Source organism: Robiginitalea sp., from assembly GCF_982776155.1.
The window spans coordinates 261181-284230 of the sequence record NZ_CEXZKX010000003.1; the positions used below are offsets into that span (position 1 = coordinate 261181).

The 23050-nt window shown below is 56.7% G+C and carries 22 protein-coding genes; 16 read left to right on the forward strand and 6 right to left on the reverse strand.

Annotation, left to right across the window (positions count from 1 at the left end):
• Positions 1 to 62: 62 nt before the first annotated feature.
• The gene (locus AC3DKS_RS06925) at positions 63 to 788 is read right to left on the reverse strand and encodes a pirin family protein (protein WP_272607525.1); all 726 of its coding nucleotides are present in this window, start codon (positions 786 to 788) and stop codon (positions 63 to 65) included.
• A 159-nt stretch (positions 789 to 947) separates the two neighbouring features.
• Here AC3DKS_RS06925 and AC3DKS_RS06930 point away from each other — a divergent pair, with 159 nt between their 5' ends.
• Positions 948 to 1334, forward strand: a complete 387-nt coding sequence (locus AC3DKS_RS06930) for a hypothetical protein (RefSeq protein WP_272607524.1) — start codon at positions 948 to 950, stop codon at positions 1332 to 1334.
• A gap of 43 nt (positions 1335 to 1377) precedes the next feature.
• On the opposite strand, the gene yihA is transcribed toward AC3DKS_RS06930, so the two are convergent.
• Together yihA and AC3DKS_RS06940 are read right to left on the reverse strand one after the other, a co-directional pair.
• Positions 1378 to 2004, reverse strand: coding sequence for a ribosome biogenesis GTP-binding protein YihA/YsxC (gene yihA, locus AC3DKS_RS06935; protein ID WP_272607523.1), 627 nt, complete (start codon positions 2002 to 2004; stop codon positions 1378 to 1380).
• 45 nt (positions 2005 to 2049) lie between these two features.
• Positions 2050 to 2814 carry an alpha/beta fold hydrolase gene (locus tag AC3DKS_RS06940; RefSeq protein WP_015755776.1) on the reverse strand — a complete coding sequence of 255 codons (765 nt, stop codon included), beginning with the start codon at positions 2812 to 2814 and terminating at the stop codon, positions 2050 to 2052.
• Between the two features lie 273 nt (positions 2815 to 3087).
• Here AC3DKS_RS06940 and mraZ point away from each other — a divergent pair, with 273 nt between their 5' ends.
• The 14 genes from mraZ to AC3DKS_RS07010 all read left to right on the forward strand — a co-directional run bounded on the left by mraZ (position 3088) and on the right by AC3DKS_RS07010 (position 19295).
• Complete coding sequence (gene mraZ, locus AC3DKS_RS06945) at positions 3088 to 3552, forward strand: division/cell wall cluster transcriptional repressor MraZ (RefSeq protein WP_015755774.1); 465 nt, start codon at positions 3088 to 3090, stop codon at positions 3550 to 3552.
• Positions 3539 to 4468 carry a 16S rRNA (cytosine(1402)-N(4))-methyltransferase RsmH gene (rsmH, locus tag AC3DKS_RS06950; protein ID WP_049764906.1) on the forward strand — a complete coding sequence of 310 codons (930 nt, stop codon included), beginning with the start codon at positions 3539 to 3541 and terminating at the stop codon, positions 4466 to 4468. The genes mraZ and rsmH overlap by 14 nt, the downstream gene beginning before the upstream one ends.
• A 9-nt stretch (positions 4469 to 4477) precedes the next feature.
• Positions 4478 to 4795 carry an FtsL-like putative cell division protein gene (locus AC3DKS_RS06955; protein ID WP_015755772.1) on the forward strand — a complete coding sequence of 106 codons (318 nt, stop codon included), beginning with the start codon at positions 4478 to 4480 and terminating at the stop codon, positions 4793 to 4795.
• Position 4796: 1 nt separating this feature from the next.
• Complete coding sequence (locus AC3DKS_RS06960; RefSeq protein ID WP_015755771.1) at positions 4797 to 6803, forward strand: penicillin-binding protein; 2007 nt, start codon at positions 4797 to 4799, stop codon at positions 6801 to 6803.
• On the forward strand, positions 6800 to 8269 hold the full coding sequence (locus tag AC3DKS_RS06965) for a UDP-N-acetylmuramoyl-L-alanyl-D-glutamate--2,6-diaminopimelate ligase (protein ID WP_015755770.1): 1470 nt from the start codon (positions 6800 to 6802) through the stop codon (positions 8267 to 8269). Before AC3DKS_RS06960 ends, AC3DKS_RS06965 begins: the two co-directional genes overlap by 4 nt.
• A 52-nt stretch (positions 8270 to 8321) precedes the next feature.
• Positions 8322 to 9542: a phospho-N-acetylmuramoyl-pentapeptide-transferase gene (mraY, locus tag AC3DKS_RS06970; RefSeq protein WP_272607522.1), complete on the forward strand. Its 1221-nt coding sequence runs from the start codon at positions 8322 to 8324 to the stop codon at positions 9540 to 9542.
• Position 9543: 1 nt separating this feature from the next.
• Positions 9544 to 10938, forward strand: coding sequence for a UDP-N-acetylmuramoyl-L-alanine--D-glutamate ligase (gene murD / locus AC3DKS_RS06975; RefSeq protein ID WP_272607521.1), 1395 nt, complete (start codon positions 9544 to 9546; stop codon positions 10936 to 10938).
• A complete protein-coding gene (locus AC3DKS_RS06980) occupies positions 10939 to 12135 on the forward strand; it encodes an FtsW/RodA/SpoVE family cell cycle protein (RefSeq protein ID WP_015755767.1) in 1197 nt (398 codons plus the stop codon).
• Positions 12122 to 13213 (forward strand): undecaprenyldiphospho-muramoylpentapeptide beta-N-acetylglucosaminyltransferase, encoded by a 1092-nt coding sequence (murG, locus tag AC3DKS_RS06985; protein ID WP_041327332.1) that lies wholly within the window; start codon positions 12122 to 12124, stop codon positions 13211 to 13213. Before AC3DKS_RS06980 ends, murG begins: the two co-directional genes overlap by 14 nt.
• Complete coding sequence (locus AC3DKS_RS06990) at positions 13213 to 14565, forward strand: UDP-N-acetylmuramate--L-alanine ligase (RefSeq protein WP_272607520.1); 1353 nt, start codon at positions 13213 to 13215, stop codon at positions 14563 to 14565. The genes murG and AC3DKS_RS06990 overlap by 1 nt, the downstream gene beginning before the upstream one ends.
• Positions 14566 to 14629: 64 nt before the next feature.
• Entirely contained in the window at positions 14630 to 15274 is a 645-nt protein-coding gene (locus tag AC3DKS_RS06995) for a cell division protein FtsQ/DivIB (RefSeq protein ID WP_272607519.1), read from the forward strand.
• Positions 15275 to 15280: 6 nt separating this feature from the next.
• Positions 15281 to 16612 carry a cell division protein FtsA gene (ftsA, locus tag AC3DKS_RS07000; RefSeq protein WP_272607518.1) on the forward strand — a complete coding sequence of 444 codons (1332 nt, stop codon included), beginning with the start codon at positions 15281 to 15283 and terminating at the stop codon, positions 16610 to 16612.
• Between the two features lie 65 nt (positions 16613 to 16677).
• A complete protein-coding gene (gene ftsZ / locus AC3DKS_RS07005) occupies positions 16678 to 18714 on the forward strand; it encodes a cell division protein FtsZ (protein ID WP_272607517.1) in 2037 nt (678 codons plus the stop codon).
• 122 nt (positions 18715 to 18836) lie between these two features.
• Positions 18837 to 19295, forward strand: coding sequence for a GatB/YqeY domain-containing protein (locus AC3DKS_RS07010; RefSeq protein WP_272607516.1), 459 nt, complete (start codon positions 18837 to 18839; stop codon positions 19293 to 19295).
• 53 nt (positions 19296 to 19348) lie between these two features.
• Here AC3DKS_RS07010 and AC3DKS_RS07015 read toward each other — a convergent pair whose 3' ends face one another.
• From AC3DKS_RS07015 to AC3DKS_RS07025, 3 genes are all read right to left on the reverse strand, one after another.
• Complete coding sequence (locus tag AC3DKS_RS07015; RefSeq protein ID WP_148214403.1) at positions 19349 to 19840, reverse strand: universal stress protein; 492 nt, start codon at positions 19838 to 19840, stop codon at positions 19349 to 19351.
• Between the two features lie 87 nt (positions 19841 to 19927).
• Positions 19928 to 21325 (reverse strand): sensor histidine kinase, encoded by a 1398-nt coding sequence (locus AC3DKS_RS07020; protein ID WP_272607515.1) that lies wholly within the window; start codon positions 21323 to 21325, stop codon positions 19928 to 19930.
• A gap of 15 nt (positions 21326 to 21340) precedes the next feature.
• Complete coding sequence (locus tag AC3DKS_RS07025; protein WP_015755758.1) at positions 21341 to 22030, reverse strand: response regulator transcription factor; 690 nt, start codon at positions 22028 to 22030, stop codon at positions 21341 to 21343.
• Between the two features lie 88 nt (positions 22031 to 22118).
• Here AC3DKS_RS07025 and AC3DKS_RS07030 point away from each other — a divergent pair, with 88 nt between their 5' ends.
• Positions 22119 to 23045, forward strand: a complete 927-nt coding sequence (locus tag AC3DKS_RS07030; protein ID WP_272607514.1) for an MBL fold metallo-hydrolase — start codon at positions 22119 to 22121, stop codon at positions 23043 to 23045.
• The last annotated feature ends 5 nt before the right edge of the window (positions 23046 to 23050 follow it).

The following is a 23050-nucleotide window of genomic DNA, read 5'->3' on the forward strand; positions in this document are numbered from 1 at the left end:
AAATCTACCCCCTAGGATACGAATAATTCATGACAAATATCAAATTTGCTGGATTGCTCGATTCAGGTACCTGCCTGTTCCGCCATCGGCACCTCGATAAGCAGTATGCGGCTCTGCTCCAGGATGTCGAAGTCCACCGAGCCAGTTTGCCAGACCCCCAGGGCATCCCGGTCGGCCAGCCGCGTATCCGCCACTTGCACTTCACCTTCCAGGACAAAAATATAAAGCCCGTGTTCCGGCGCCTTCAGCGAGTAGCGGGGTGTTTGTCCGGATTCAAAGTGACCGAGGTGCAGCCAGGCATCCTGGTGGATCCACAGGCCGTCGTGTTTCCCTTGCGGGCCCAGGGCGGTAAACCATTTGTTTCGCGCGGCAGCCGGGTCGAGCCGGATTTGATCGTACCGGGGGCTCACCCCGGGCGTATCGGGGAGGATCCAGATTTGCAGGAAGGCTACCTCCCGATCCTGGTTTTTATTGTATTCGCTGTGGCGGACGCCGGTGCCGGCACTCATCACTTGGATATCCCCCTCGCGGATTACCGCTTTGTTACCCATGCTGTCCTCGTGTTCCAGAGCGCCCTCCAGGGGGATGGAAATGATCTCCATATCCCGGTGCGGGTGGGTGCCAAACCCCTTCCCGGGAGCCACGCGGTCGTCGTTCAGGACGCGCAGTGCCCCGAACTGAATTTTATCCGGGTCGTAGAAGGATGCAAAACTGAAGCTGTGCCTGCTTTTCAGCCAACCGTGGTCGGCGAACCCCCGATCTCCTGAGGGATGTACAATCTTTTTCATAACTTAATGGATATCCGGTTTCACTTCCGGCTAATTTACTGAACTCCCCGGCCGGGCCGGCCTAATGAAAGGTTAAAGGAGATGGGATTGTAAGGAATTGACCTAAGAAGGAACCAACTGAAAAGGGCGCGCAGTGCCAGAAAGGAAAGGAAGACAAAAATGAACACGGAATTTTTGGAGGAAGACGGAACCCTGGTATTCGTCTACAATGCGGATACCGGATGGCGCCAGGCTTTTTGGGATACGCTTCATAAGTATATGCGTCCGGATACCTACGGCTGCAACCTCTGTAAACTCACGCACGGCCCGATAGGGCCCCGGGAGTCCTGGAGGGCGTTCCTGCAGGCCGTGGACAGGCCCGTCCATTTCCTGCACCGCGATGAATACCGGGAACTCCAGGCCGAAAAGGACCTGGAGGCTGTTGCCTTGCCTGCGGTGCTGGAAGTGCGCAGCGGACACCTTCGGATACTGCTTTCCGCACGGGAATTGAATGCGGTCAAACGGCTCGAGGACCTGGTGGACGTATTGCGGGAACGGCTGGCGTGAATGCCGGGGGCTGCTGGCAGTTTGCGGGGTTCTGGCGTAATTTTTATTGGGGGGGTCCCCCGGAAGCCTCCCGGAAATTTTGATTGATCTCCCCGATATAAGCAAGAACCTCATCCTTGCCGATCCCCTTCAGGGAGGAGGTCACAAAGAAAGGCGGGTCGGCTTCCCACCCGGCGTTGCGCATGGCCTGCAGGTACCCGTCCGTATGCCTGGATACGGCGCCGGGTTTGAGTTTGTCCGCTTTGGTAAAGATCAGGGCAAAGGGTATTCCTTCGCCGGTGAGCCATTCCATGAATTCCAGGTCGATGGGCTGGGGCTCGTGGCGGATATCCACGAGCAGAAATGCCGACAGCAATTGCCGCCGCTCCCTGAAATACCGGTGGATTAGTTTTTGAAAGGCGGCCTTGTCCTTTTTGGAAGTCCGGGCATACCCGTATCCCGGCAGGTCTACCAAAAACCAGTTGTCGTTGATGCGGAAGTGGTTGATGAGTTGGGTTTTACCCGGCCGGCCCGAGATCTTTGCCAGGTGTTTCCGATCGGTCAGCATATTGATCAGGGAGGATTTACCCACATTGGAACGGCCGATAAAAGCGTATTCCGGCAGGGGCTCGGCAGGGCACCGGGACACGTCGGTATTGCTGACGACGAATTCTGCAGATCGGATTTTCATAAAAACGGCGGGTTACCGGGCAGGCCCGGGGTTTGGTTCGCTGCCTTAAAAGTTGCGCTTTTCCAGCCAGCCAGCCAATATGCGGTTAAAATCCTTCGGATGTTCCATCATGGGGGCGTGCCCGCATTCCGGGATCCAGAACAAATCGGAATCCGGCAGCAGTTCGTGGAATTCCTTGGCCACATTGGGCGGGGTTACTGTGTCGTTCTCCCCCCAGATGATGCAGGTGGGCGTCTTCATGGCCGGCAGGTCCTTGGACATATTGTGTCGGATCGCGCTTTTGGCGATGGCGAGCGTCTTGACCAGCTTCATCCGGTCGTTCACCGTGGCGTATACCTCGTCCACGATTTCCTTGGTGGCCACCTTGGGGTCGTAGAAAACGTCCTCGGCCTTTTTCTTGATGAATTCGTAGTCGCCCCGTTTGGGGTAACCGTCGCCCATGGCGCTTTCGTACAAACCGGAACTCCCTGTGATGACCAGGGCCCGGACTACTTCCGGAAACATCTTGGTATGCAGCAGGCCTATATGCCCCCCCAGGGAATTCCCCAGCAGGATAACGTCTTTTAACCCCTTGTACTCGATGAACCCTTCCAGGAAACGCGCAAAATTCTTCACGTTCGTCTTGATAAGCGGCATGTCGTAGATGGGGAGTTCCGGGATCAGGACCTGGTAGCCCTTTTCGGGGAAATAATCCGAGACGCCCTGAAAGTTGCTCAGGCCGCCCATCAAACCGTGAAGGATAATCATCGGGGTCCCTTCGCCCTTTTCGATGTACCGGTATTTACCGTCTTTGATAATCTGGTCTTTCATACAGGCGGTTGCTGCTGTCAGTTGGCAAATATAGGCATTTCCACCATATGGCAAGGTTTTATAAGGCCTTCCCGGGCCTGTTGGAAGACGCTATTGAAGGCGGAATAGCGGCAGGCAACCTTCCCACTGCGAAACCGCCCGGAATTGCGGAACAGATTGGCGACTTCCGGGTGCAATCCCTATTTTTTATGAACAAAGTGGTAATTTGTGGTAAAATGTGGTAATAATTTCTATATATTTGAGTTTTATAATACCAAACAACCAGCTTTAACTGTGATCAGCTTCATCGGGACATATGAATGCAAGGCCGATTCCAAGGGCCGTATTATGATCCCTGTGGCGCTGAAAAACCAGATGGTTCCCATCCTGAACGAGGGATTTGTCATCAAGCGTTCCGTGTTCCAGCCCTGCCTGGAGTTATATCCCATGGCCGAGTGGAACCAGCTGATGCAGCAGATGCACAAAAAAAACCGTTTCCGCAAAAAGAACAATGATTTTATCCGGCGGTTCACCGCCGGGGTCAAGCTGGTGGAAATCGATGCCACGGGCCGCCTGCTCATCCCCAAGAACCTGATTGATGTGGCGGGGATCGGCAAGGAAGTTGTCCTGAGCTCGGCAATTAATATTGTGGAGATCTGGGACAAGGACAGCTATGAGAATGTACTCGAAGAGACGGCTGCTGATTTTGCAGACCTCGCCGAGGAGGTGATGGGGGATGACGGAGATGAAATATCATAAACCGGTCCTGCTCCGGGAGTCGGTCGACGGGCTGGCGATCCGGGAGGACGGCACCTATGTGGACGTCACCTTTGGCGGGGGCGGACACAGCCGGGAAATCCTCGGCAGGTTGGGGCCGAAAGGGAGGTTGATTGCATTTGACCAGGACGAAGAGGCCCTGGCCAATAAACCGGAAGACGAACGGTTTTTGCTGATTGGGGAAAACTTCCGGTATATACGACAGTTTTTGAAGTTCTATGGCATTCTGAAGGTAGACGGGATCCTCGCGGATTTCGGGGTTTCCTCCCATCAATTCGACCGTGCGGAACGCGGGTTTTCCACCCGCTTCGACGCCGGGCTGGACATGCGGATGAGCCGCCGGGCGGAAATCACGGCCCGGGATGTGGTCAACACCTATTCCTTTGAAAAGCTGCGCAGCGTGTTGCAGCGATACGGGGAACTCCGCAGCGCCGGGAAGATAGCCGGGGAGTTGGTCAGGGCGCGGGACAAGGCGTCCATTCAGACCACGTACGGCCTGAATGAAGCGGTTAGCGCCTTCTTGCCCCGCGGCAAGGAGAACAAGGTGCTCGCCCGGATTTACCAGGCCATCCGGATGGAGGTGAACCAGGAGCTCGCGGCTCTGGAGGCGTTTTTGCAACAGACCGCTGCGCTCTTGCCGACCGGGGGGCGTTTGAGCCTGATCAGCTACCATTCCCTGGAAGATCGACTGGTGAAGCGGTTTATCCGGACCGGGAAATTCGAGGGGGAGGTTGACAAGGATTTTTACGGAAACCCGCTGGCGCCCTTTCGCAAAGTCGGTAAGCTCATTGTCCCCGGGGATGACGAGTTGGAGGAGAACCCAAGGGCCCGGAGCGCCAAACTCAGAATAGCAGAACGCACAGATATTGAAACAACGGACACGCGGTCCGTCAATTGATTGAGAAGCATGAGAAAACGCTTGGTATCCATACTTAGAGGCACCTTCCTGGTAAGCGGGGACGCCCCCAAGAATTGGGCTTTTATCGTTTTTATCTCCGGGCTGGCCACCATCATGATCGCCAGTTCGCATGCTGCCGATAAAAAAGTACACCAACTGGCGGCACTCAATGAGGAAGTAAAGGAATTGCGCAGCGAATTTGTCGAGATCCGGTCGCAGGCCCAGCGGCTGAAACTGGAATCAACCATCCGCGAAAGCGTGAAGGAAGCCGGGTTGCTCCCGGCCGAAACGCCGCCGAATAAAATAATCGTAACACCCGAGGAATAACGTGGCTATCACCCCGAAGAACATACTCGTACGCCTGTATATTGTCGCCGGAGGGCTGTTCCTCTTTGCCGGGGCGGTGGTGTTCAAGCTGGTCAACATCCAGACGGTGGACGGCGATAAGTACCGGGAGCTCGCCATGCAGCGGACCGAAAAGCTCTTTACTATCGCCCCAAACCGGGGCAACCTCTACTCCGAGGACGGGAGCCTGCTGGCCACTTCGGTTTCCAAATACACCATCCGATTCGATGCGGTGACCGTTTCCGATGCGGATTTTTCTCAAGGGGTGGGGCCGCTCTCCCGCGCCCTGTCCGACCTGCTCGGGAAACCTTCGGCTTATTACGAGCAGCTATTGCGCAAGGGCCGTGCCAACAAAAACCGGTACCTCCTGGTGGCCCGGAACCTGGATTACTCGGAATACATGGCGATCCGGGAATTTCCCTTGTTCCGCAAAGGCCCGTACAAGGGAGGGATCATCGTGGAGCAGCGTACCGTGCGGGAACACCCCCTAGGGAAAATCGCCGAACGCAGCGTCGGATACGAGCGCTTTGATGAAAACGGCTATGCCACCCGGGTGGGCCTGGAAGGCGCCTTCGGGGGCTACCTCCGGGGGGTTGAAGGCAAACGCCTCAAACAGAAAATTGCCAAGGGGCAGTGGAAGCCCATCGGCCTGGACAATATTATTGAGCCCCAGGACGGGTATGACGTGGTGTCTACCATCGACATCAATATACAGGACATCGCCCACCATGCCCTGTTGCGGCAACTGGAACACTACAAGGCGGAACACGGTACGGTAATCGTGATGGAAACCCGCACCGGGGAGATCAAGGCGATCAGCAACCTGGGGCGCACCTCCGAGGGGACGTACTACGAACGGCTGAATTACGCCATTGGCGAATCCCACGAGCCGGGTTCAACTTTTAAACTCATGTCGCTGGTGGCGGCCCTGGAGGACCAGGTGGTGGATACGAGTACCGTGGTGGATACCGGAAAGGGCTACTGGCGCATCTACGACCGCGTGGTCCGCGATTCGAAACACGGGGGCTATGGGGAAATATCCGTCGGGAAGGCATTTGAAGTATCCTCCAATACGGCTTTCGCCAAGATCATCCACAATGGATATAAGGAGAACCCGCAGCGGTTTGTTAACCGCCTGATGGAAATGGGGCTCGCCCAGCCGCTGGGCATGCCGATCAAGGGAGAGGGCAAACCCGTACTCCGGAACCCGGGGGATAAAGGGTGGTCGGGCATTTCCCTGGCCTGGATGTCCCACGGCTATGAAGTGTCCCTTACGCCCCTTCAGACGCTCGCCTTCTACAATGCGATCGCCAATGACGGGGAGCTGTTGCGTCCCCGGCTCATCAAGGAGGTTCGGGAATGGGACCGGACAGTGGAGCGGTTCGAAAAAGAGGTGATCAACCCGGCCATATGTTCCCGGGAAACGGTTCGGAAGGTACAACGGCTGCTGAAGAATGTGGTATCCGGGGAGCACGGAACGGGCCGCAGCCTGTATTCCCCTTACCTGTCGCTGGCAGGTAAAACAGGTACCGCCCAAAAGAATTACGCGCACAAGGACCCGGAAAAACTGGCGTATATCTCCACGTTTGCGGGTTATTTCCCTGCGGACGACCCCCAGTACTCCTGTATTGTGGTTATCCACGAACCCGACAAAAGCGTGGGCTACTACGGGGCGGACGTTTCGGGGCCGGTATTCCGGTCGGTGGCCCAGAAAGTTATCGCCAATAAACCCCGCGAGCAATACCTGGCCGGGATTCAAATTGACCCTTCCGGGTTGGAAGCGGAATACGAAAAATACTATGAAACCTCGCGCCAGGCGCCGGAAACGCTGCCGGACCTGCGGGGGATGAGCGGGATGGACGCAATATCCATCCTGGAAAACCTCGGGGTGCAGGTGGAAGTCCGTGGAAACGGCAAGGTAAAACGGCAATCGGTTTCCAAGGGAACCAAAGTCCGAGAAGTCAAACGAATTGTCCTGGAACTCTCATGAAACAACTCAAGGACTTGTTGTTCGGGGTATCCCTCCACGCAGTCAGCGGCAGTACCGCTGTGGGCATTGAATCGATCCGTTTCGATTCCCGGGAAACCGGCGCGTCCGATGCGTTTGTGGCAATCCGGGGAACGGAGGCCGACGGCCACCGGTTTATCGACGGGGCGGTGAAAAACGGGGTGCGCGCAGTGATTTGCGAGGAACTCCCCCAGGATCTGGCGGACGGGGTGACCTACGTGGAAGTCGCGGATACGCAACTGGCCCTGGCGGTGATGGCCTCGAACTATTATGGGAACCCGTCTGCCAACCTGCGGTTGGTGGGGGTTACCGGGACCAACGGGAAGACCACGGTGAGTACGCTGCTCTACCAGCTTTTTAAGAAGGCGGGATACAAGGTGGGGCTGATCTCGACGATCAAAATCATGGTGGACGACCAGGAATTCCCCACCCGGCTGACCACTCCGGATTCCCTGACGATCAATAAATACCTGTCCCGGATGAATGAGGCGGGTGTGGAATTCTGTTTTATGGAGGTCAGTTCCCACGGCATTGCCCAGCGCAGGACAGAGGGCCTGGTTTTTGAAGGGGGCATCTTCACAAACCTTTCCCACGACCACCTGGACTACCACAAGGATTTTGCCGATTACCGGGATACCAAGAAAAAACTGTTCGACGGCCTGCCCAAAAGCGCATTTGCGCTGACCAATGCCGACGACAAGAACGGCCTGTTCATGATCCAGAACACCCGGGCGCGCAAGCTCACCTACGCGCTTCGCTCCTATGCGGACTTCCGCGCGCAGATTCTGGAACAGCAGCTGGACGGGCAACTGCTCAAGATCCAGGACAACGAGGTCTGGACCAAGCTCATCGGGCAGTTCAACGCATACAATTTACTGGCGATCTACGCGACCGCCAGCCTGCTCGGGCTCGGACAGCTCGAGATATTACAATTACTCAGCGGCCTGCAAACAGTTGACGGCCGCTTCCAATATTTTGTGTCGAAGCAGCGCATAACGGCTATTGTTGATTATGCCCATACTCCGGACGCCTTAAAAAATGTGTTGGTAACAATCAATGCATTGAGGACTGGAAATGAAAGCGTCATCACCGTAGTGGGGTGTGGTGGTGAACGTGACAAGTCTAAGCGTCCGGTTATGGGTCATATCGCATCCGATATGAGTGAAACGGCCATATTCACATCAGACAACCCCCGCCGCGAACCCCCGCGGGACATCATCGCGGAAATGGAGGCCGGGGTGGAACCCCAGAATGTCCGGAAAGTCCTCGTAATCGAGGACCGGGAACAAGCCATCCGAACCGCCTGCAAGATGGCCGGAGGAGGTGACATTATCCTGATTGCCGGAAAAGGGCACGAAACCTACCAGGAAATTGCCGGGGTCCGTAGGGATTTCGACGATTACAAACTGGTCAGCGAGGTGCTCGAGCGGCTGGCTTCGGAAGTATGAATAAAGAACGAATCAATGCACCTGGTGCAATAACGATAAAAGACGGCAACGCATGTTGTATTACCTGTTCGAGTATCTGGAAAGCACGTACCAGTTCCCCGGGGCGTCGCTCTTTAGGTTTCTGACCTTCCGCGCGGCCATGGCCGTGTTGCTCTCCCTGGTGCTTGCAACCGCCTACGGGAAACGGGTAATCAACTTCCTCAAACGCAAACAGATTGGCGAAACCGTTCGGGACCTGGGCCTCAAGGGGCAGCAGGAAAAAGCCGGGACGCCTACCATGGGGGGGATCATCATCATCGTTTCCACCCTGATTCCCACCCTGCTATTTGCCCGGCTCGACAATATCTATGTGATCCTCCTAATAATTACCACCCTCTGGATGGGGGTTATCGGGTTTATCGACGACTACATCAAGATTTTTAAAAAGAACAAGAAAGGCCTCAAAGGGCGGTTCAAGATCACGGGCCAGGTGGTTCTCGGGCTCATCGTGGGGGCCACGCTGTATTTCCACCCGGAGGTCACCATGAAGGAAAAGAACACCACCGTGATTACGGAATCCTTTGAATTACAGGAGGTGGAGGGGCAGGAGGTGAAGTCCCTGAAAACGAATGTCCCGTTTTTCAAGGACAACGAACTCGATTACAGCCAATGGGTAAGCTGGATCGGGGAAGGGGCTGAGAAATACGGCTGGATGTTGTTCATCCCCATTGTGATATTCATTGTGACCGCAGTTTCCAACGGGGCCAACCTGACGGATGGTATCGACGGGCTGGCGGCCGGGACATCGGCCATCATCGTGCTCACACTGGGCATATTTGCCTGGGTTTCGGGGAACGCCATCTTTTCGGATTACCTGGATATATTTTTCATCCCCCGGGCCGGGGAACTCGTGGTGTTCATCGCCGCCTTCGTGGGGGCGCTCGTGGGCTTCCTCTGGTATAATGCATATCCCGCCCAGGTATTTATGGGCGATACGGGCAGCCTGACCATCGGGGGCGTCATTGCCGTGATTGCCATCATCGTGCGCAAGGAATTGTTGATACCGCTGCTCTGCGGCATTTTTTTCGCCGAATCCATCTCGGTGATGCTGCAGGTGAGCTATTTCAAATATACCCGGCGGCGGCTCGGGGAGGGGAAACGGATTTTCCTGATGGCGCCCCTGCACCACCACTACCAGAAAATGGGGTATCACGAAAGTAAAATCGTGACCCGGTTCTGGATTATCGGGATCCTGCTGGCCATCGTCACCATCGTCACCCTGAAGGTGCGCTGATATGGCAACAGGGGCAAAACGGGATACGGCGCGGCAGGTAGCAGTGCTTCGGCAGGGCGGCAGGTTGGCAGTCCTGGGCGCAGGCGAAAGCGGAGTTGGGGCGGCCCTGCTGGGGAAGCAAAAAGGATTTGAGGTATTTGTATCGGACAATGGGCCGATAGCCGAAAAATACAGAGACGTTCTTAATCAGACTGGCATTCTTTGGGAAGAAGGCGGGCATAGCGAATCGCGGATCCTCGACTCGGACCTGTGCGTGAAAAGCCCGGGGATCCCGGACACGGCCCCCCTGGTGGAGCAGCTTGTGGCCAGGGGCGTACCGGTGATTTCGGAAATCGAATTCGCCTCCTGGTATTGCCAGGCCACCCTGGTGGCCATTACCGGGAGCAACGGAAAGACCACCACGGCCATGCTCACGCACCACCTGTTGCGGCAGGGGGGTATGGATGCGGCCCTGGCGGGGAATATCGGCGATAGTTTCGCAGCCATGGTAGCCCGGGAATCCCACCCCTGCTACGTGCTGGAGGTCAGCAGCTTCCAGCTCGACGACATTCTGGGTTTCCGGCCGCACATTGCGGTGATCACAAATATTACCCCGGACCACCTGGATCGGTACGAATACCGGATGGACCGATACATCGCGTCAAAAAAGCGGATTGCCGAGAACCAGGGGCCCTCGGATTTCCTGGTTTTTGACCGGGACGACCCGGTGCTGGCAAGGGAAATAAACCCGGAGGATTTTGCCGCCAACCTCCTCCCATTGACCCTGGAAGAAGATCCCGGGGCCGCCGGCTGGCTGAAAGGAAACGATATAAACATACAATTGGAAAAAGAAAATACGCCACTTACTATGAGCAACGACACGCTGGCCCTCGAAGGCCGACACAACATGAAGAATACGATGGCCGCCGCCACGGTGGCCCGGTTGCTCGGCATCCGCAAGGAGAGCATCCGGGAGAGCGTCGCCAATTTCCAGGGGGCGCCCCACCGGTTGGAACGGGTACTCAAGATTCATCACGTCCAGTATATCAATGACTCCAAGGCCACCAACGTAAATGCCACGTTTTACGCCCTGGACAGCATGACGGCCCCGACGGTGTGGATTGTTGGCGGCGTCGATAAGGGCAACGACTACAAACCGCTGATGCCCCTGGTCCGTGAAAAGGTCAAGGCCATTATTTGCCTGGGGGCCGACAACAGCCGGATTGTGGAGGCCTTCGGCAATGCCGTTGACCTGCTCGTGGAGACCTATGCGATGTCCGAGGCCGTGAAGGTGGCCTACAAAATTGCCGAGCGGGGGGATAACGTCCTGCTCTCCCCGGCCTGTGCGAGCTTTGACCTGTTTAAAAATTACGAGGACCGGGGCGACCAGTTTAAGGACGCGGTAAAAGCACTATAGATGAAAGGGATCCTGAAAAGCCTGGAGGGAGATAAGGCCATTTGGGGCGTCGTGGCCCTGTTGGCCCTGTTTTCTTTTCTGCCGGTCTACAGCGCGAGCAGCAACCTGGTCTATGTGGTGGGCAACGGCACCACGGTGGGGCACCTGCTCAAGCACGGGTTGTTGCTCGTTCTCGGCTTCGGGATCATCTACAGCGTACATAAAATCCCCACGCATTTCTTTAAAGGGCTCTCGATCATCGCCCTGCCGGTGGTCCTGGTCCTGCTGGGGTATACGCTGGCCCAGGGAACCACCATCGAAGGTGCCAACGCCAGCCGCTGGATCCGTCTCCCGGTGGTGGGGATCACCTTCCAGACGTCCAACCTGGCGGCAGTGGTCCTGATGATTTATACCGCGCGCTACCTGAGCAAGATCCGGGACCGGGAAATCCGGTTTACCGAGAGTATCCTGCCCTTGTGGTTACCGGTTTTTCTGGTGTTGATCCTCATCCTGCCGGCTAACTTTTCCACCGCCGCCATTCTGTTCTGCATGGTCCTGATGCTTTGTTTCCTCGGGGGGTACCCGACAAAGTATTTGTTGAGCATCATCGGGGCGGGCATTGTCACCCTCGCGCTCTTTGTCTTGCTGGCCAAGGCCATGCCCGGGGTCTTCCCAAACCGGGTGGATACCTGGATCAGCCGGGTGGAGAGTTTCTGGGACGGGACGGACAGCGAAGGGGATTACCAGATAGAAAAGGCGAAAATCGCCATTGCCAGCGGGGGCCTCATCGGCAACGGCGCGGGCAAAAGCGTTATGAAGAATTTTCTCCCGCAGAGCTCCTCGGATTTTATCTATGCGATAATCATTGAGGAGTACGGGTTATTAGGCGGGCTGAGCCTCCTGTTTTTTTACATGTTGCTGCTGTTCCGGATAGTGGTGGTGGCCAATGCCAACCAGACCGTATTCGGGAAGCTACTGGTCATCGGCGTGGGCCTGCCGATTGTCTTCCAGGCGCTTATCAACATGGCGGTGGCCGTGGAGTTATTCCCGGTAACGGGCCAGACCCTCCCGCTCATCAGCTCCGGGGGAACGTCCATCTGGATGACCTGCCTGGCCATCGGGGTGGTCCTGAGCGCGAGCCGGAAACAGGACGAACAAAAGGAAATCGAACAAAATACGGAGGAACATCCTCTGGAGGTACTGAGTGGACAACTATAGGTTCTTACTCTCCGGGGGCGGTACCGGAGGACACATTTATCCGGCGGTGGCGATTGCCAACGAGTTGAAATCGCGCTACCCGGACGCCCGGTTCCTTTTTGTGGGGGCACAGGACCGGATGGAAATGGAAAAAGTGCCCCAGGCGGGCTACGAGATCCGGGGACTCTGGATCAGCGGCCTGGCCCGGAAACTCAGCTGGAAGAATTTGATCTTCCCGTTGAAACTGATAAAAAGTATGATGCAGGCACGTAAAATAGTGAAGGAATTCCAGCCGCACCTGGTGGTGGGAACCGGCGGCTTTGCCAGCGGCCCGACCCTGCGGGTGGCTTCCGGCAGGGGCATTCCCTGCGTGTTGCAGGAGCAGAATTCCTATGCGGGCATCACCAACAAGCTCCTGGCGGGCAGGGCACGGAAAATCTTTGTGGCCTATGAGGGCATGGACCGGTATTTCCCGGCGGATAAGATTGTGCTGACCGGCAACCCGGTCCGGGGCAGCCTGGCCGGCAACCTGCCGGATCCTGCTGCTAGCCGGTCTAAATGGGGGCTGGACCCCGGAAAGAAGACCCTCCTGGTCCTCGGAGGCAGCCTGGGCGCCCGCCGGATCAACGAATTGATCGGCGGGAAACTCCAGTTTCTCCAGGACCTGGGCCTGCAGATTATCTGGCAATGCGGGAAAGGGTATTACCCAACCTACCGGGATTGCGATTCCGACCAGGTGCGCGTATTGGACTTTATCTCCGAGATGGAAACTGCCTATGCGGCGGCGGATATCATTATCAGCCGCGCTGGCGCCGGCTCCGTATCGGAGCTCAGCCTGATCGGGAAACCGGTGGTATTCATCCCGTCCCCGAACGTGGCCGAGGATCATCAGACCAAGAACGCCCGGGCCATGGTGGAGCGTGACGCAGCCGTTATGCTGCCGGAATCTGAACTCGAAAACCGCTTTGAGGCGTGTTTGGGCGAATTGCTGGCCAACCCGGCCCGGATGAAAATAATGGGAGACAACCTCCGGGCGCTGGGGCGCCCAGGGGCAACCCGCGAGATTGTGGACGAAATAGAAAAAATCCTGAAAGCCTGATGGAACTCTCCCGTGTACATAGGGTCTATCTGATTGGTGTGGGGGGCATCGGCATGTCCGCCCTGGCCCGGTATTTCGTCAGGAGCAACCGGGAGGTAGCCGGTTACGACAAGGTGCCTACTCCGCTTACCCGGGCACTCGAGGCAGAGGGCATCGCCGTGCATTACCGGGAGGATGCAGACGAGATTCCCGTTGCTTTCCGGCAGCCGGAAGGGACCCTGGTCATCTATACCCCTGCCGTACCCGCAACGCACAGCGAACTCGCTTTTTTCCGCAAGGGCGGGTACGAGGTGACAAAACGCTCCCAGGTACTCGGGATGATCAGCCGGGCCTCCCGTTGCCTGGCGGTGGCCGGCACCCATGGGAAAACCACGACATCCTGTATCCTGGCGCACCTCCTCCGGGAGGCCGGCCTGGAAGTGATGGCCTTCCTGGGGGGGGTATCCGAGGATTTCGGCAGCAATTTTTTGATGGAGGGCACCGAATTTTCGGTTGTGGAAGCCGACGAGTACGACCGCTCCTTCCTCTACCTGGAACCCGACATTGCCTGCGTAACCTCCATGGATGCCGACCACCTGGATATCTACGGGGACGACGCCACGCTGAAGGCCACCTTTGGCGAGTTTGCCGCAAAGGTCCGGCCCGGAGGGGTGCTGGTGGTCCGCAACGGGCTGCCCCTGGAAGGGCTTACCTACGGGATCGATGACGATGCCGCGTATTCCATCCGCAATCTGCGTACCGAAGACGGGGCATATCGCTTCGACATCCATACGCCGACCCGCGTTTTTGAATCCGTCCGGTTTTCAAAACCCGGGCGCCACAACCTGTTGAATGGATTAGCTGCCTTTACGATGGCGGTCCAGGTTGCCGAGCAACCAGACCGCCTGGTTAAAGCCATGGGCAGCTTTAAGGGGGTCGAAAGGCGATTCTCCTATAAAATCAAGACCGAGCAAGGCATCTTTATCGATGATTATGCGCACCACCCCACGGAGATCGATGCGGTTTGCGATGCGATCCGGGAAATGCACCCCGGCAAAGATATCCTGGCGGTGTTCCAGCCACACCTCTTCAGCCGTACCCGGGACTTTGGCCCGGAGTTCGCCCGGAGCCTCTCCCGCTTCGATACCATCTGGCTGCTGGAGATCTACCCGGCCCGGGAAGACCCCATCGAAGGCATCGATTCGCAGTGGTTACTCGATCAAATCGAAAACCCCCGGAAACGGCTGATAAAAAAGTCCGAACTGATCCCGGAAATCACCCGGGAAAACCCGCAAATCCTCCTGACTATCGGGGCGGGGGATATTGGCCTGGAAGTAGACCCGATTAAAGAAGCGTTGAGTTGTGCAAGTTAAGTGGAATACATTGAAGCTGATAGGATTATTGATCTGTATAACAGGTCTTTACGCATTTTCAGAAGTGCGTAGTAACCGACGGGATATCTCGGGAGTTACCGTTCGGTTTGAAGGTGCCGACAACCTGTATCTGACGGAAAGTACGGTTAATAAATTGTTAATACAAAAATTCGGCAGCCTCCGGAATACACCCAAAGATGCGATAGTTTTGGATACTGTGGAATCGGTCCTCCGGACTCATGAAATGGTGAAAAATGCCCAGGTTTATCTTACTGTAGACGGCCAGCTTATCACGAAAATAACCCAGCGGCATCCAATCGGACGCGTGGCGGGTGATACCCAGTTTTATCTGGACGACGAAGGCAGAAAAATGCCGCTATCACCCAACCATTCCGCGCGTGTCCCCATCATTACGGGTAAGATTACGGGCAAGAGCCTGGAAGACGCGTATGAGATCCTGAAATTCATCAACGAGGACCCGTTCCTCAGCAAGAATATCATCGGGATCCATATCGAAGATGAGACGGATTACCGCCTCAGGTTCCGCCTGGACAATTTTGTGGTCCGCCTCGGAGACGTTACGGACCTGAAATCAAAGTTTGACAATTTCAAGGCCTTTTACGCAAAGGCCTCTCAAGATAAAACACTGGCACACTACGAGGTAGTCAGCCTGGAATTCGACAACCAGGTGGTGTGCACTAAAATCTGAAAGCGCATGGAAGAAGCGAAGTATTCAGTAGGACTGGACATTGGAACCACCAAGATCGTCGCCATTATCGGTAAGGAAAACGAGTATGGTAAAATCGAAGTGCTGGGTATCGGCAGGTCCAAAAGCCTCGGGGTGCACCGGGGTGTGGTAAACAACATCACCCAAACCATCCAATCCATCCAGCAGGCCGTGGAGGAAGCCCAATCGGATTCCGGCCTGAAGATCGGGGCAGTGACGGTCGGGATTGCTGGGCAGCACATTCGTTCCCTGCAGCACAGCGACTACATTACCCGGGCGAATTCCGAAGAGGTGATCGGGGAGGAAGACCTGGAGAAGCTCGTCAACCAGGTCTACAAACTGGTCATGCTCCCGGGGGAGGAAATTATCCACGTTTTGCCCCAGGAGTACAAGGTAGACGGACAGGCGGAGATCAAGCAGCCGATCGGGATGTACGGCGGCAGGCTGGAAGCGAATTTCCATGTAGTGGTCGGGCAGATTTCCTCCATCAAAAACATCGGGCGCTGTATCAAGAGCGCAGGGCTCGACCTGGAAAACATCACCCTGGAGCCCCTGGCGTCGGCCAATGCAGTCCTGAGCCAGGAGGAAAAGGAAGCGGGTGTGGCCCTGATCGACATCGGGGGCGGCACCACAGACCTGGCCATCTTCAAGGACGGCATCATCCGGCATACGGCCGTCATCCCGTTTGGGGGGAACGTGATCACGGAGGATATCAAAGAAGGCTGTTCCATCATCGAGAAGCAGGCGGAATTGCTCAAAATCAAATTCGGTTCGGCCTGGCCGGGTGAAAACAAAGACAATGAAATCGTATCCATCCCCGGCTTGCGGGGGCGGGAACCCAAGGAGATCACCCTGAAGAACCTCTCGAAGATCATCCACGCCCGGGTCGTTGAAATTATCGAACAGGTGTACCTGGAAATTAAGAATTACGGGCACGAGGACCAGAAAAAGAAACTGATTGCAGGGATTGTGCTGACCGGAGGCGGCAGCCAGCTCAAGCACCTGAAGCAACTCGTGGAATACATCACCGGGATGGACACGCGTATCGGCTATCCGAACGAACACCTGGCCGGGGATTCCGACATGGAGATTGCCAGCCCTACCTATGCCACGGCGGTGGGCCTGCTGATGAACGCCGTAGAGAACAAACACCGCCATACCCGCAAGGACGGTACCTCGGAATCACAGGAGGGCGAAAAGGAGATGGTCCTGGAAGGGGCTCCGGCATCCGGGAAGTCCGGGGAGGTGGACAAACCGCGACGCTCGGTATTCGATAAATGGACAGACCGGCTCAAGGAATTTCTGGATAACGCCGAATAGCCGGCTAAGCCGCAATTGAAAGAACAACCACATACCCATTCATAAATCAATAAAAGAGCAACAACATGGAAATGGACAATATCACCTTCGACCTGCCAAAGAACCAAAGCAACGTGATCAAGGTTATCGGCGTTGGCGGTGGTGGCAGCAATGCCATCAACCACATGTTCCAGGCGGGGATCAACGGGGTCGATTTTGTAATATGCAACACAGACGCGCAGGCGCTGCAGAACAGCGCGGTCCCCAACAAAATCCAGTTGGGTGTTTCCCTTACCGAGGGCCTCGGAGCCGGGGCGAATCCGGAAGTAGGGGAGCAGGCGGCCCTGGAGAGTATGGAAGAGATCAAACAGATGCTCCAGCAGACCACCAAGATGGTTTTCATTACCGCCGGAATGGGGGGCGGTACGGGAACCGGGGCTGCGCCTATCATCGCCAAGCAGGCCAAGGAGATGGACATCCTCACGGTGGGGATTGTTACCATCCCGTTCCTCTTTGAGGGGAAAATGCGCTGCGAACAGGCCCAGCGGGGTATCGAACGGTTGCGAAACAACGTGGACTCCCTGATTGTTATCAATAACAACAAATTGCGGGAGGTCTACGGGAACCTGGGCTTTAAGGCGGGCTTCTCCAAAGCCGACGAGGTGCTCTCCACGGCGGCCCGCGGCATTGCCGAGGTGATTACCCACCACTACACCCAGAACATCGACCTGCGGGATGCCAAAACGGTACTCTCCAACAGCGGCACCGCCATCATGGGGTCTGCGGCGGCCACCGGTTCAGCGCGGGCCCAGGAAGCCATCATGAAGGCCCTGGATTCGCCCCTGCTGAACGACAACAAGATTACCGGCGCCAAGAACGTGTTGCTCCTGATCGTTTCCGGCTCCCAGGAAATCACCATCGACGAGATCGGGGAAATCAACGACCACATCCAGATCGAAGCCGGCCATGGGGCCAATATCATCATGGGTGTCGGGGAGGACGAGGGGCTCGGCGAGGCGATTGCCGTGACCGTGATAGCCACCGGTTTTAACATCGACCAGCAGAACGATATTGTCAATACGGAATCCAAAAAAATCATCCACACCCTGGAGGACGAGCAAAAGGCCCAGCAAGACCTTTCGGAGCCCGGCCCGCAGCGGGTTGTCCACACCCTGGAACTGGATGATGCCGACCGGAACCCCGGGACGGAAAACCCGGCCGCGACCCCGGAACCGGCCCGGGAGGATGTGTCCCGCACCCCGGAGGCGGCCCGGGAGGATGCATCCCGCACCCCGGAGGCGGCCCGGGAGGATGCGTCCCGCACCCCGGAAGCTGCCCCGCCCGCGGAAGAAGGTCAGCAACTTATCCCCACCACCCAGTACATCCGCAACTTCAATGTGTTTTACGAAGAGGTCGTGGCGGAAGGAGTAGCAGCCGATGAAGATTTCATCATCATCGATTCCAAAGACCTGATCAACGATATCGAAGTGGTGGACCCGGAAGTGGTGATGGCGGATGCGCCGGAGCAGGACCAGATCAGCCTGCACTTCGACATGCCGCTGGATACGCAGGAAGACTCGGAGGAATCCGCGGAAAACGTCATCACTTTTGACCTGGATGAGGATGTCCGCGACATGGAGGTCCGGGAACACGTAGAGATTACCCCCGTACTCGAGTACAAGAAGGAAGGGGAAACCCGATACAGCCTGGAGGATTACATGGAACTGGAGCAGCAACTGACGGGCGCTACTTCCAAGGCGGAAAAATACGAACCGAAAATCGTCGAGGACGAACTGGTTTTTGAGAAGAAGACGGTGGAGGGTTCCGGGTCGGAAAGCCCAACCCCGGATGCCGACCCCACCGACCGGCCGATCAGCGAGATCCTCCGGGAACGCGCCGACGAGCGCCGACGGAAACTCAAGGACTTCAATTACAAGTTCCAGCACAACCGGACTACGATAGACGATATTGAGAAGGAACCTGCCTATAAGCGGCAGGGAGTGGACCTCACCGATGCCAAACGGGGCGATTCAAAGGTTTCCAGGACCACCCTCAGCGAGGACAGCAACGAGGAGATGCGGCTCCGCTCCAACAATTCCTTCCTCCACGACAATGTAGATTAATCCCCACGCAGGTTTCACCCCACTGCGACCTGTATGGAACGAACCCCGGCCCTTGTGGCCGGGGTTATTTTTACACCCCGGGCGGGTTGCGTATCTTTGTCATCCATTTAAATCCGATCATAATGTCACTACAAGACCGCGTCATGGACGAGATGAAGGCCGCTATGAAGGCCAAGGATACCGTGGCACTGGAGGCGCTGCGGGCCGTAAAATCGGCGTTGTTGCTGGCCAAAACCGAGAAGGGAGGGGCCAAAGGCCTGACAGAGGCAGAGGAGATTGCCCTGGTACAGAAGCAGGTAAAACAGCGCAAGGAGAGCGCGGAGATCTACCAAAAGCAGGGCCGGGAAGACCTGGCGGGGCCGGAATTGGCCCAGGCCGCCATCCTGGAACGTTTCCTGCCTGAACAACTGAGCGAATCGGAAATGGAAGCCGAGGTAGCTGCCGCCATCGACCAGCTGGATGCCGCCGGCATGCAGGATATGGGAAAAGTCATGGGGGTTGTCACCCAAAAACTCGCGGGCAGGGCAGATGGGAAGACGCTTGCCGCTATGGTCCGCAAACAACTCGCTGCCCAGGGCTAGAATCAGCTGCCCAGGGTTAATTCAGGTGCGCAGGTTTGCTGTCAGGTTTGCTGTCAGGTGCGCAGGTTAAGCAGGTTCTGGAGGGAGAACTGTTGTTTTGAAGCCTCCTTTTGATCCGTTTCATAAGGCACCTCCGCTACGCGGTCCACACATTTGCGTATATAGCGGGTAGGGTCGAAGCTGCGTCGGTTCCGGCAGTTGAGGGTACCGTTTTCCGGCACGACAGCATCGGTAATCTCCAGAGGTTCTATCGCATTTTTAAAGGCGTGGGTATTCCGCCCCGTAAAAAGCAGGGTCTGTACCGACCCGATGGATTTCCCGTGCGTCCGGCAAATTCGGTTCAGGGCATTTTCAAAGTCTTCCGACCGCAATTTGCGCACTTCACTGCGGGTGGAGAATTGGATCAGGCCCCATTTGGAATCCGGGGAACGGAACCCGTGGACCAGGACTACATGTATCGGCTCGCCGGGGTAATTCAGCAGGGCGTACTCCATGAGTTGAAGCGACTCGGGGGTAAAATCGGTAGGGATCAGGACATTTCTCATAACTTGCTGATATTCATTGGGTGTGAAATTACATCCCGGGGATTGGAACGGTTTAAGAAGCAGATTAGAATGGGATTAGAATTCTTTTTAAGCCAGGCCGCGCTGCCCCTGCAGATTCGGAACGCGGATCGTTACCAGGGTTCCCTTGCCCGGTTGGGATGAAATTCGGATATCCCCGTGGTGCAGGCGGATGATCCGGTAGGCCATCGGCAGGCCGAATCCGTATCCCCGGCTGGACCGGACGTTCGAACCCCGGTAAAAGGGCTCAAAAATATTGGTGAGTTCACCGGAAGGAATCCCAATACCTTTATCGGCCACCAGGATGAGGATGTCGTTTCCGTCGTTGAGGACCCGGAGTTGTACAGGCTCGTTTCCGGAGTATTTACAGGCATTCTCGACGATATTTCCCAGGGCTACCTTAAAGAGTGTCGGGCTGCCCGTTAAGGTAATCCCGCGCGCATCTTCAGGCAATTCTTCCAGGTCCAGGCGAATCCGTCCGCCCGGGCCGGAAACAGTCATCGCCTCTTTGATCTCCATGGCGATTTCATCCACCCGGAAGGGAACTGCGGTAAACCCTTTGCCGGATTCCCCGGTCTGTGCGAGTTGGAGCAACCCGTCCACCAAATGGTCCAGGCGTTGTGCTTCCCGTTCAATGTCCCGCAGCAGCTCCCTGTAGGAGGCGGCATCCCGCTGCCGGGCCTGTCCCACCTCGGTAAGCCCCAGGATGGCCGTAAGGGGGTTCCGCAATTCGTGGGAGGCGTTGTTGATAAAGCGGCTTTGCTGGTCGAAGGCGATTTCCAGGCGGTCGAGCATGTTGTTGAACGTCCCGGCCAGTTCGGCGAGTTCATCCTTTCCCCGGCCCACCTCCAGACGGTCATCGAGGTTTCCGGCCCGAATGGACTGCACCTTCCGGATGATCCGGTTAATCGGGCTCAGTGCCTGGGTGGCAAAATACTCGCCCAACAACAACAGGCAGGCCAGGCTCAGGGCGTAGGCGAGGATCAGGAGGTTCAGCAGGTTACGCTGTTTATTGAGCCCGTAGGTGTCCCGTGCGCTGAGTAGCAGCAGGGTTTCCCCCTGCGACAGGTCCAGGAGCGTCCCCCGGTAATAGCGCCCTCCCTGTTCCCAGGCGGCCGTCCCGCCTGCCAGCAGGTCCCGGGTAAAAGCATCGGGCAACCCCTGGTTGGTAACGATTCGGGCCATATCCGGGCGCGAAGGGACCGGATAGACCCCCACCGCCTCTTCGGGCAGCGCCGGCTGCTGGTTGGGGGTCAGGCCCGGGGTGGATACCCGCCCGGGTGTAGTCAGCACCCCCGGGGTGGTTTCAAGCTCCGTGGCCAGCTGGAAGAGGCGACCCTCCATCCGGACCTGGAATTCCCTTTGGGTATAAAACCCGGAAAACAGGAAAATAAAGGTAAAGACCCCCAGGAGCAACAGGGCGGTCAGCAGGACAAAAATGGCAGTGATCCGGGTTCGCAGGCGCATGAGTGGGTCCGGGTTTTAGGGTTCGTTGTCTTTCAGGGTGTACCCCATGCCGATCACGGTGTGGATCAGTTTTGAATCGAAAGGTTTGTCGATTTTGTTCCGCAGGTAATTTACGTATACATCCACCACATTGGTCCCCAGGTTGAAGGTGATGTCCCAGACGCTTTCCAGGATGTCAATCCGGCTCAGCACCCGGTTTTTATTGAGCAAAAGGTACTCCAGAAGGCGGTACTCGGTAGCGGTCAGGTGGATATCCGCTTCTCCGCGTCTGACGGTTTTCGCATCCCGGTCGAGAACCAGGTTGCCCGCTGAGAGGGTGCGGTTGCCCCGGGGACCGGAAGACCGGCGCCTGGAAAGGGCCCGGACCCGCGCCTCGAGCTCTTTGAATTTAAATGGCTTGACCAGGTAGTCATCCGCCCCCGAATCGAGACCCCGGACGACGTTTTCAGTAGAACCGAGGGCGGTGAGCATCAGAATCGGAAGGTCCAGACCCTGGCCCCGGATAGTACGGGCCACCTCCCGTCCGTCCATCCCAGGCAGGACGATATCCAGGATGACCAGGTCGAAATCCCCATCCTGCAGCATTTCAAGCCCCTTTTCCCCGTCGTAGCAAACCGCGACCGCATAGCCCGATTCCTGCAATCCCTGGGTAACAAAGGAGGCAATGGCGTATTCGTCTTCGATCAGGAGGATGCGGTTCCCCATGGGATGCGGCTTTGGTCGGTATTAAATCTACGGAATTGCCACTAAATTCGGAATTGGCTATCTTCAGGACACTTAAAACCATCCCGTTATGCCAGCGACCGCGATACACCGCCAAAGAATACCCGTCTTAAAAGGCCTTTTCGCCTTCCTTGCGGCGGCCTTCCTGTCTTTACATGAACTTCCGGCCCAGCGCGATTGGGACCAGGTACAGATTACTGCGGAACAGGTTACCGACAGCCTGTATGTCCTTTTCGGTGCCGGGGGGAATATCGGCCTGGCGCTCGGGGACGATTACGCCTATATCATCGACGACCAGTTTGCCGAACTGACCGGGAAGATACTGGAAACGGTTTCGGGAATCACCGACAAACCCGTGCGTTTTGTGGTGAATACCCACTGGCACGGCGACCACGTTGGGGGCAATGAAAACCTCGCAAACCAGGGTGCCATCTTAGTGGCCCACGAAAATGTCCGGAAACGCATGGGGATGCGCGTAGACCGGGGCGAACGGGGAGTGTCCGAACCAGCGCCCTATGCCGCGTTATCCCGGATTACGTTCAACGACGAGCTGACCCTGCACCTGAGCCCCCGGCGCAGCATGCACCTGATGCATGTGGACCCGGCTCATACGGACGGAGATACCTATATCTACTTCCCCGGGGAAAACGCCATCCACATGGGCGACAACTTTGTAAACGGGTATCCGTATATCGACCAGTCATCCGGAGGGGATATCGACGGGCTGCTGCGCAACCTGAATATGGCCTTGTTTATCGTGGATGACGACACGCGGATTATCCCGGGCCACGGACCCGTAATGGGCCGGCCGGAACTCCTGGAATTCCGGGATATGGTAGCGACCATCCGCAACCGGGTCCGGGCGGCGCGTAACAGCGGAAAATCCCTGGAAGAGGTACAGGCCATGAACCTGACCGCAGAGTGGGATGCCTCCAAAGGGCAGGGTTTTATAGGCCCTGCCCGAATCGTTCAGTTTGCCTACGAGACGGCAGATTGACCGGC

Excerpts from the sequence above, each read along its gene's own strand:
- AC3DKS_RS06980 (WP_015755767.1), top strand. The coding sequence starts at position 10,939 with ATGAAAGGGATCCTGAAAAGCCTGGAGGGAGATAAGGCCATTTGGGGC.
- AC3DKS_RS07010 (WP_272607516.1), top strand. The coding sequence starts at position 18,837 with ATGTCACTACAAGACCGCGTCATGGACGAGATGAAGGCCGCTATGAAG.
- AC3DKS_RS07025 (WP_015755758.1), bottom strand. The coding sequence starts at position 22,030 with ATGGGGAACCGCATCCTCCTGATCGAAGACGAATACGCCATTGCCTCC.
- AC3DKS_RS07015 (WP_148214403.1), bottom strand. The coding sequence starts at position 19,840 with ATGAGAAATGTCCTGATCCCTACCGATTTTACCCCCGAGTCGCTTCAA.
- mraY (WP_272607522.1), top strand. The coding sequence starts at position 8,322 with ATGTTGTATTACCTGTTCGAGTATCTGGAAAGCACGTACCAGTTCCCC.
- AC3DKS_RS06965 (WP_015755770.1), top strand. The coding sequence starts at position 6,800 with ATGAAACAACTCAAGGACTTGTTGTTCGGGGTATCCCTCCACGCAGTC.
- AC3DKS_RS07020 (WP_272607515.1), bottom strand. The coding sequence starts at position 21,325 with ATGCGCCTGCGAACCCGGATCACTGCCATTTTTGTCCTGCTGACCGCC.
- yihA (WP_272607523.1), bottom strand. The coding sequence starts at position 2,004 with ATGAAAATCCGATCTGCAGAATTCGTCGTCAGCAATACCGACGTGTCC.
- AC3DKS_RS06940 (WP_015755776.1), bottom strand. The coding sequence starts at position 2,814 with ATGAAAGACCAGATTATCAAAGACGGTAAATACCGGTACATCGAAAAG.
- AC3DKS_RS06930 (WP_272607524.1), top strand. The coding sequence starts at position 948 with ATGAACACGGAATTTTTGGAGGAAGACGGAACCCTGGTATTCGTCTAC.
- murD (WP_272607521.1), top strand. The coding sequence starts at position 9,544 with ATGGCAACAGGGGCAAAACGGGATACGGCGCGGCAGGTAGCAGTGCTT.
- AC3DKS_RS06925 (WP_272607525.1), bottom strand. The coding sequence starts at position 788 with ATGAAAAAGATTGTACATCCCTCAGGAGATCGGGGGTTCGCCGACCAC.
- AC3DKS_RS07030 (WP_272607514.1), top strand. The coding sequence starts at position 22,119 with ATGCCAGCGACCGCGATACACCGCCAAAGAATACCCGTCTTAAAAGGC.
- AC3DKS_RS06955 (WP_015755772.1), top strand. The coding sequence starts at position 4,478 with ATGAGAAAACGCTTGGTATCCATACTTAGAGGCACCTTCCTGGTAAGC.
- ftsZ (WP_272607517.1), top strand. The coding sequence starts at position 16,678 with ATGGAAATGGACAATATCACCTTCGACCTGCCAAAGAACCAAAGCAAC.
- ftsA (WP_272607518.1), top strand. The coding sequence starts at position 15,281 with ATGGAAGAAGCGAAGTATTCAGTAGGACTGGACATTGGAACCACCAAG.
- AC3DKS_RS06990 (WP_272607520.1), top strand. The coding sequence starts at position 13,213 with ATGGAACTCTCCCGTGTACATAGGGTCTATCTGATTGGTGTGGGGGGC.
- rsmH (WP_049764906.1), top strand. The coding sequence starts at position 3,539 with ATGAAATATCATAAACCGGTCCTGCTCCGGGAGTCGGTCGACGGGCTG.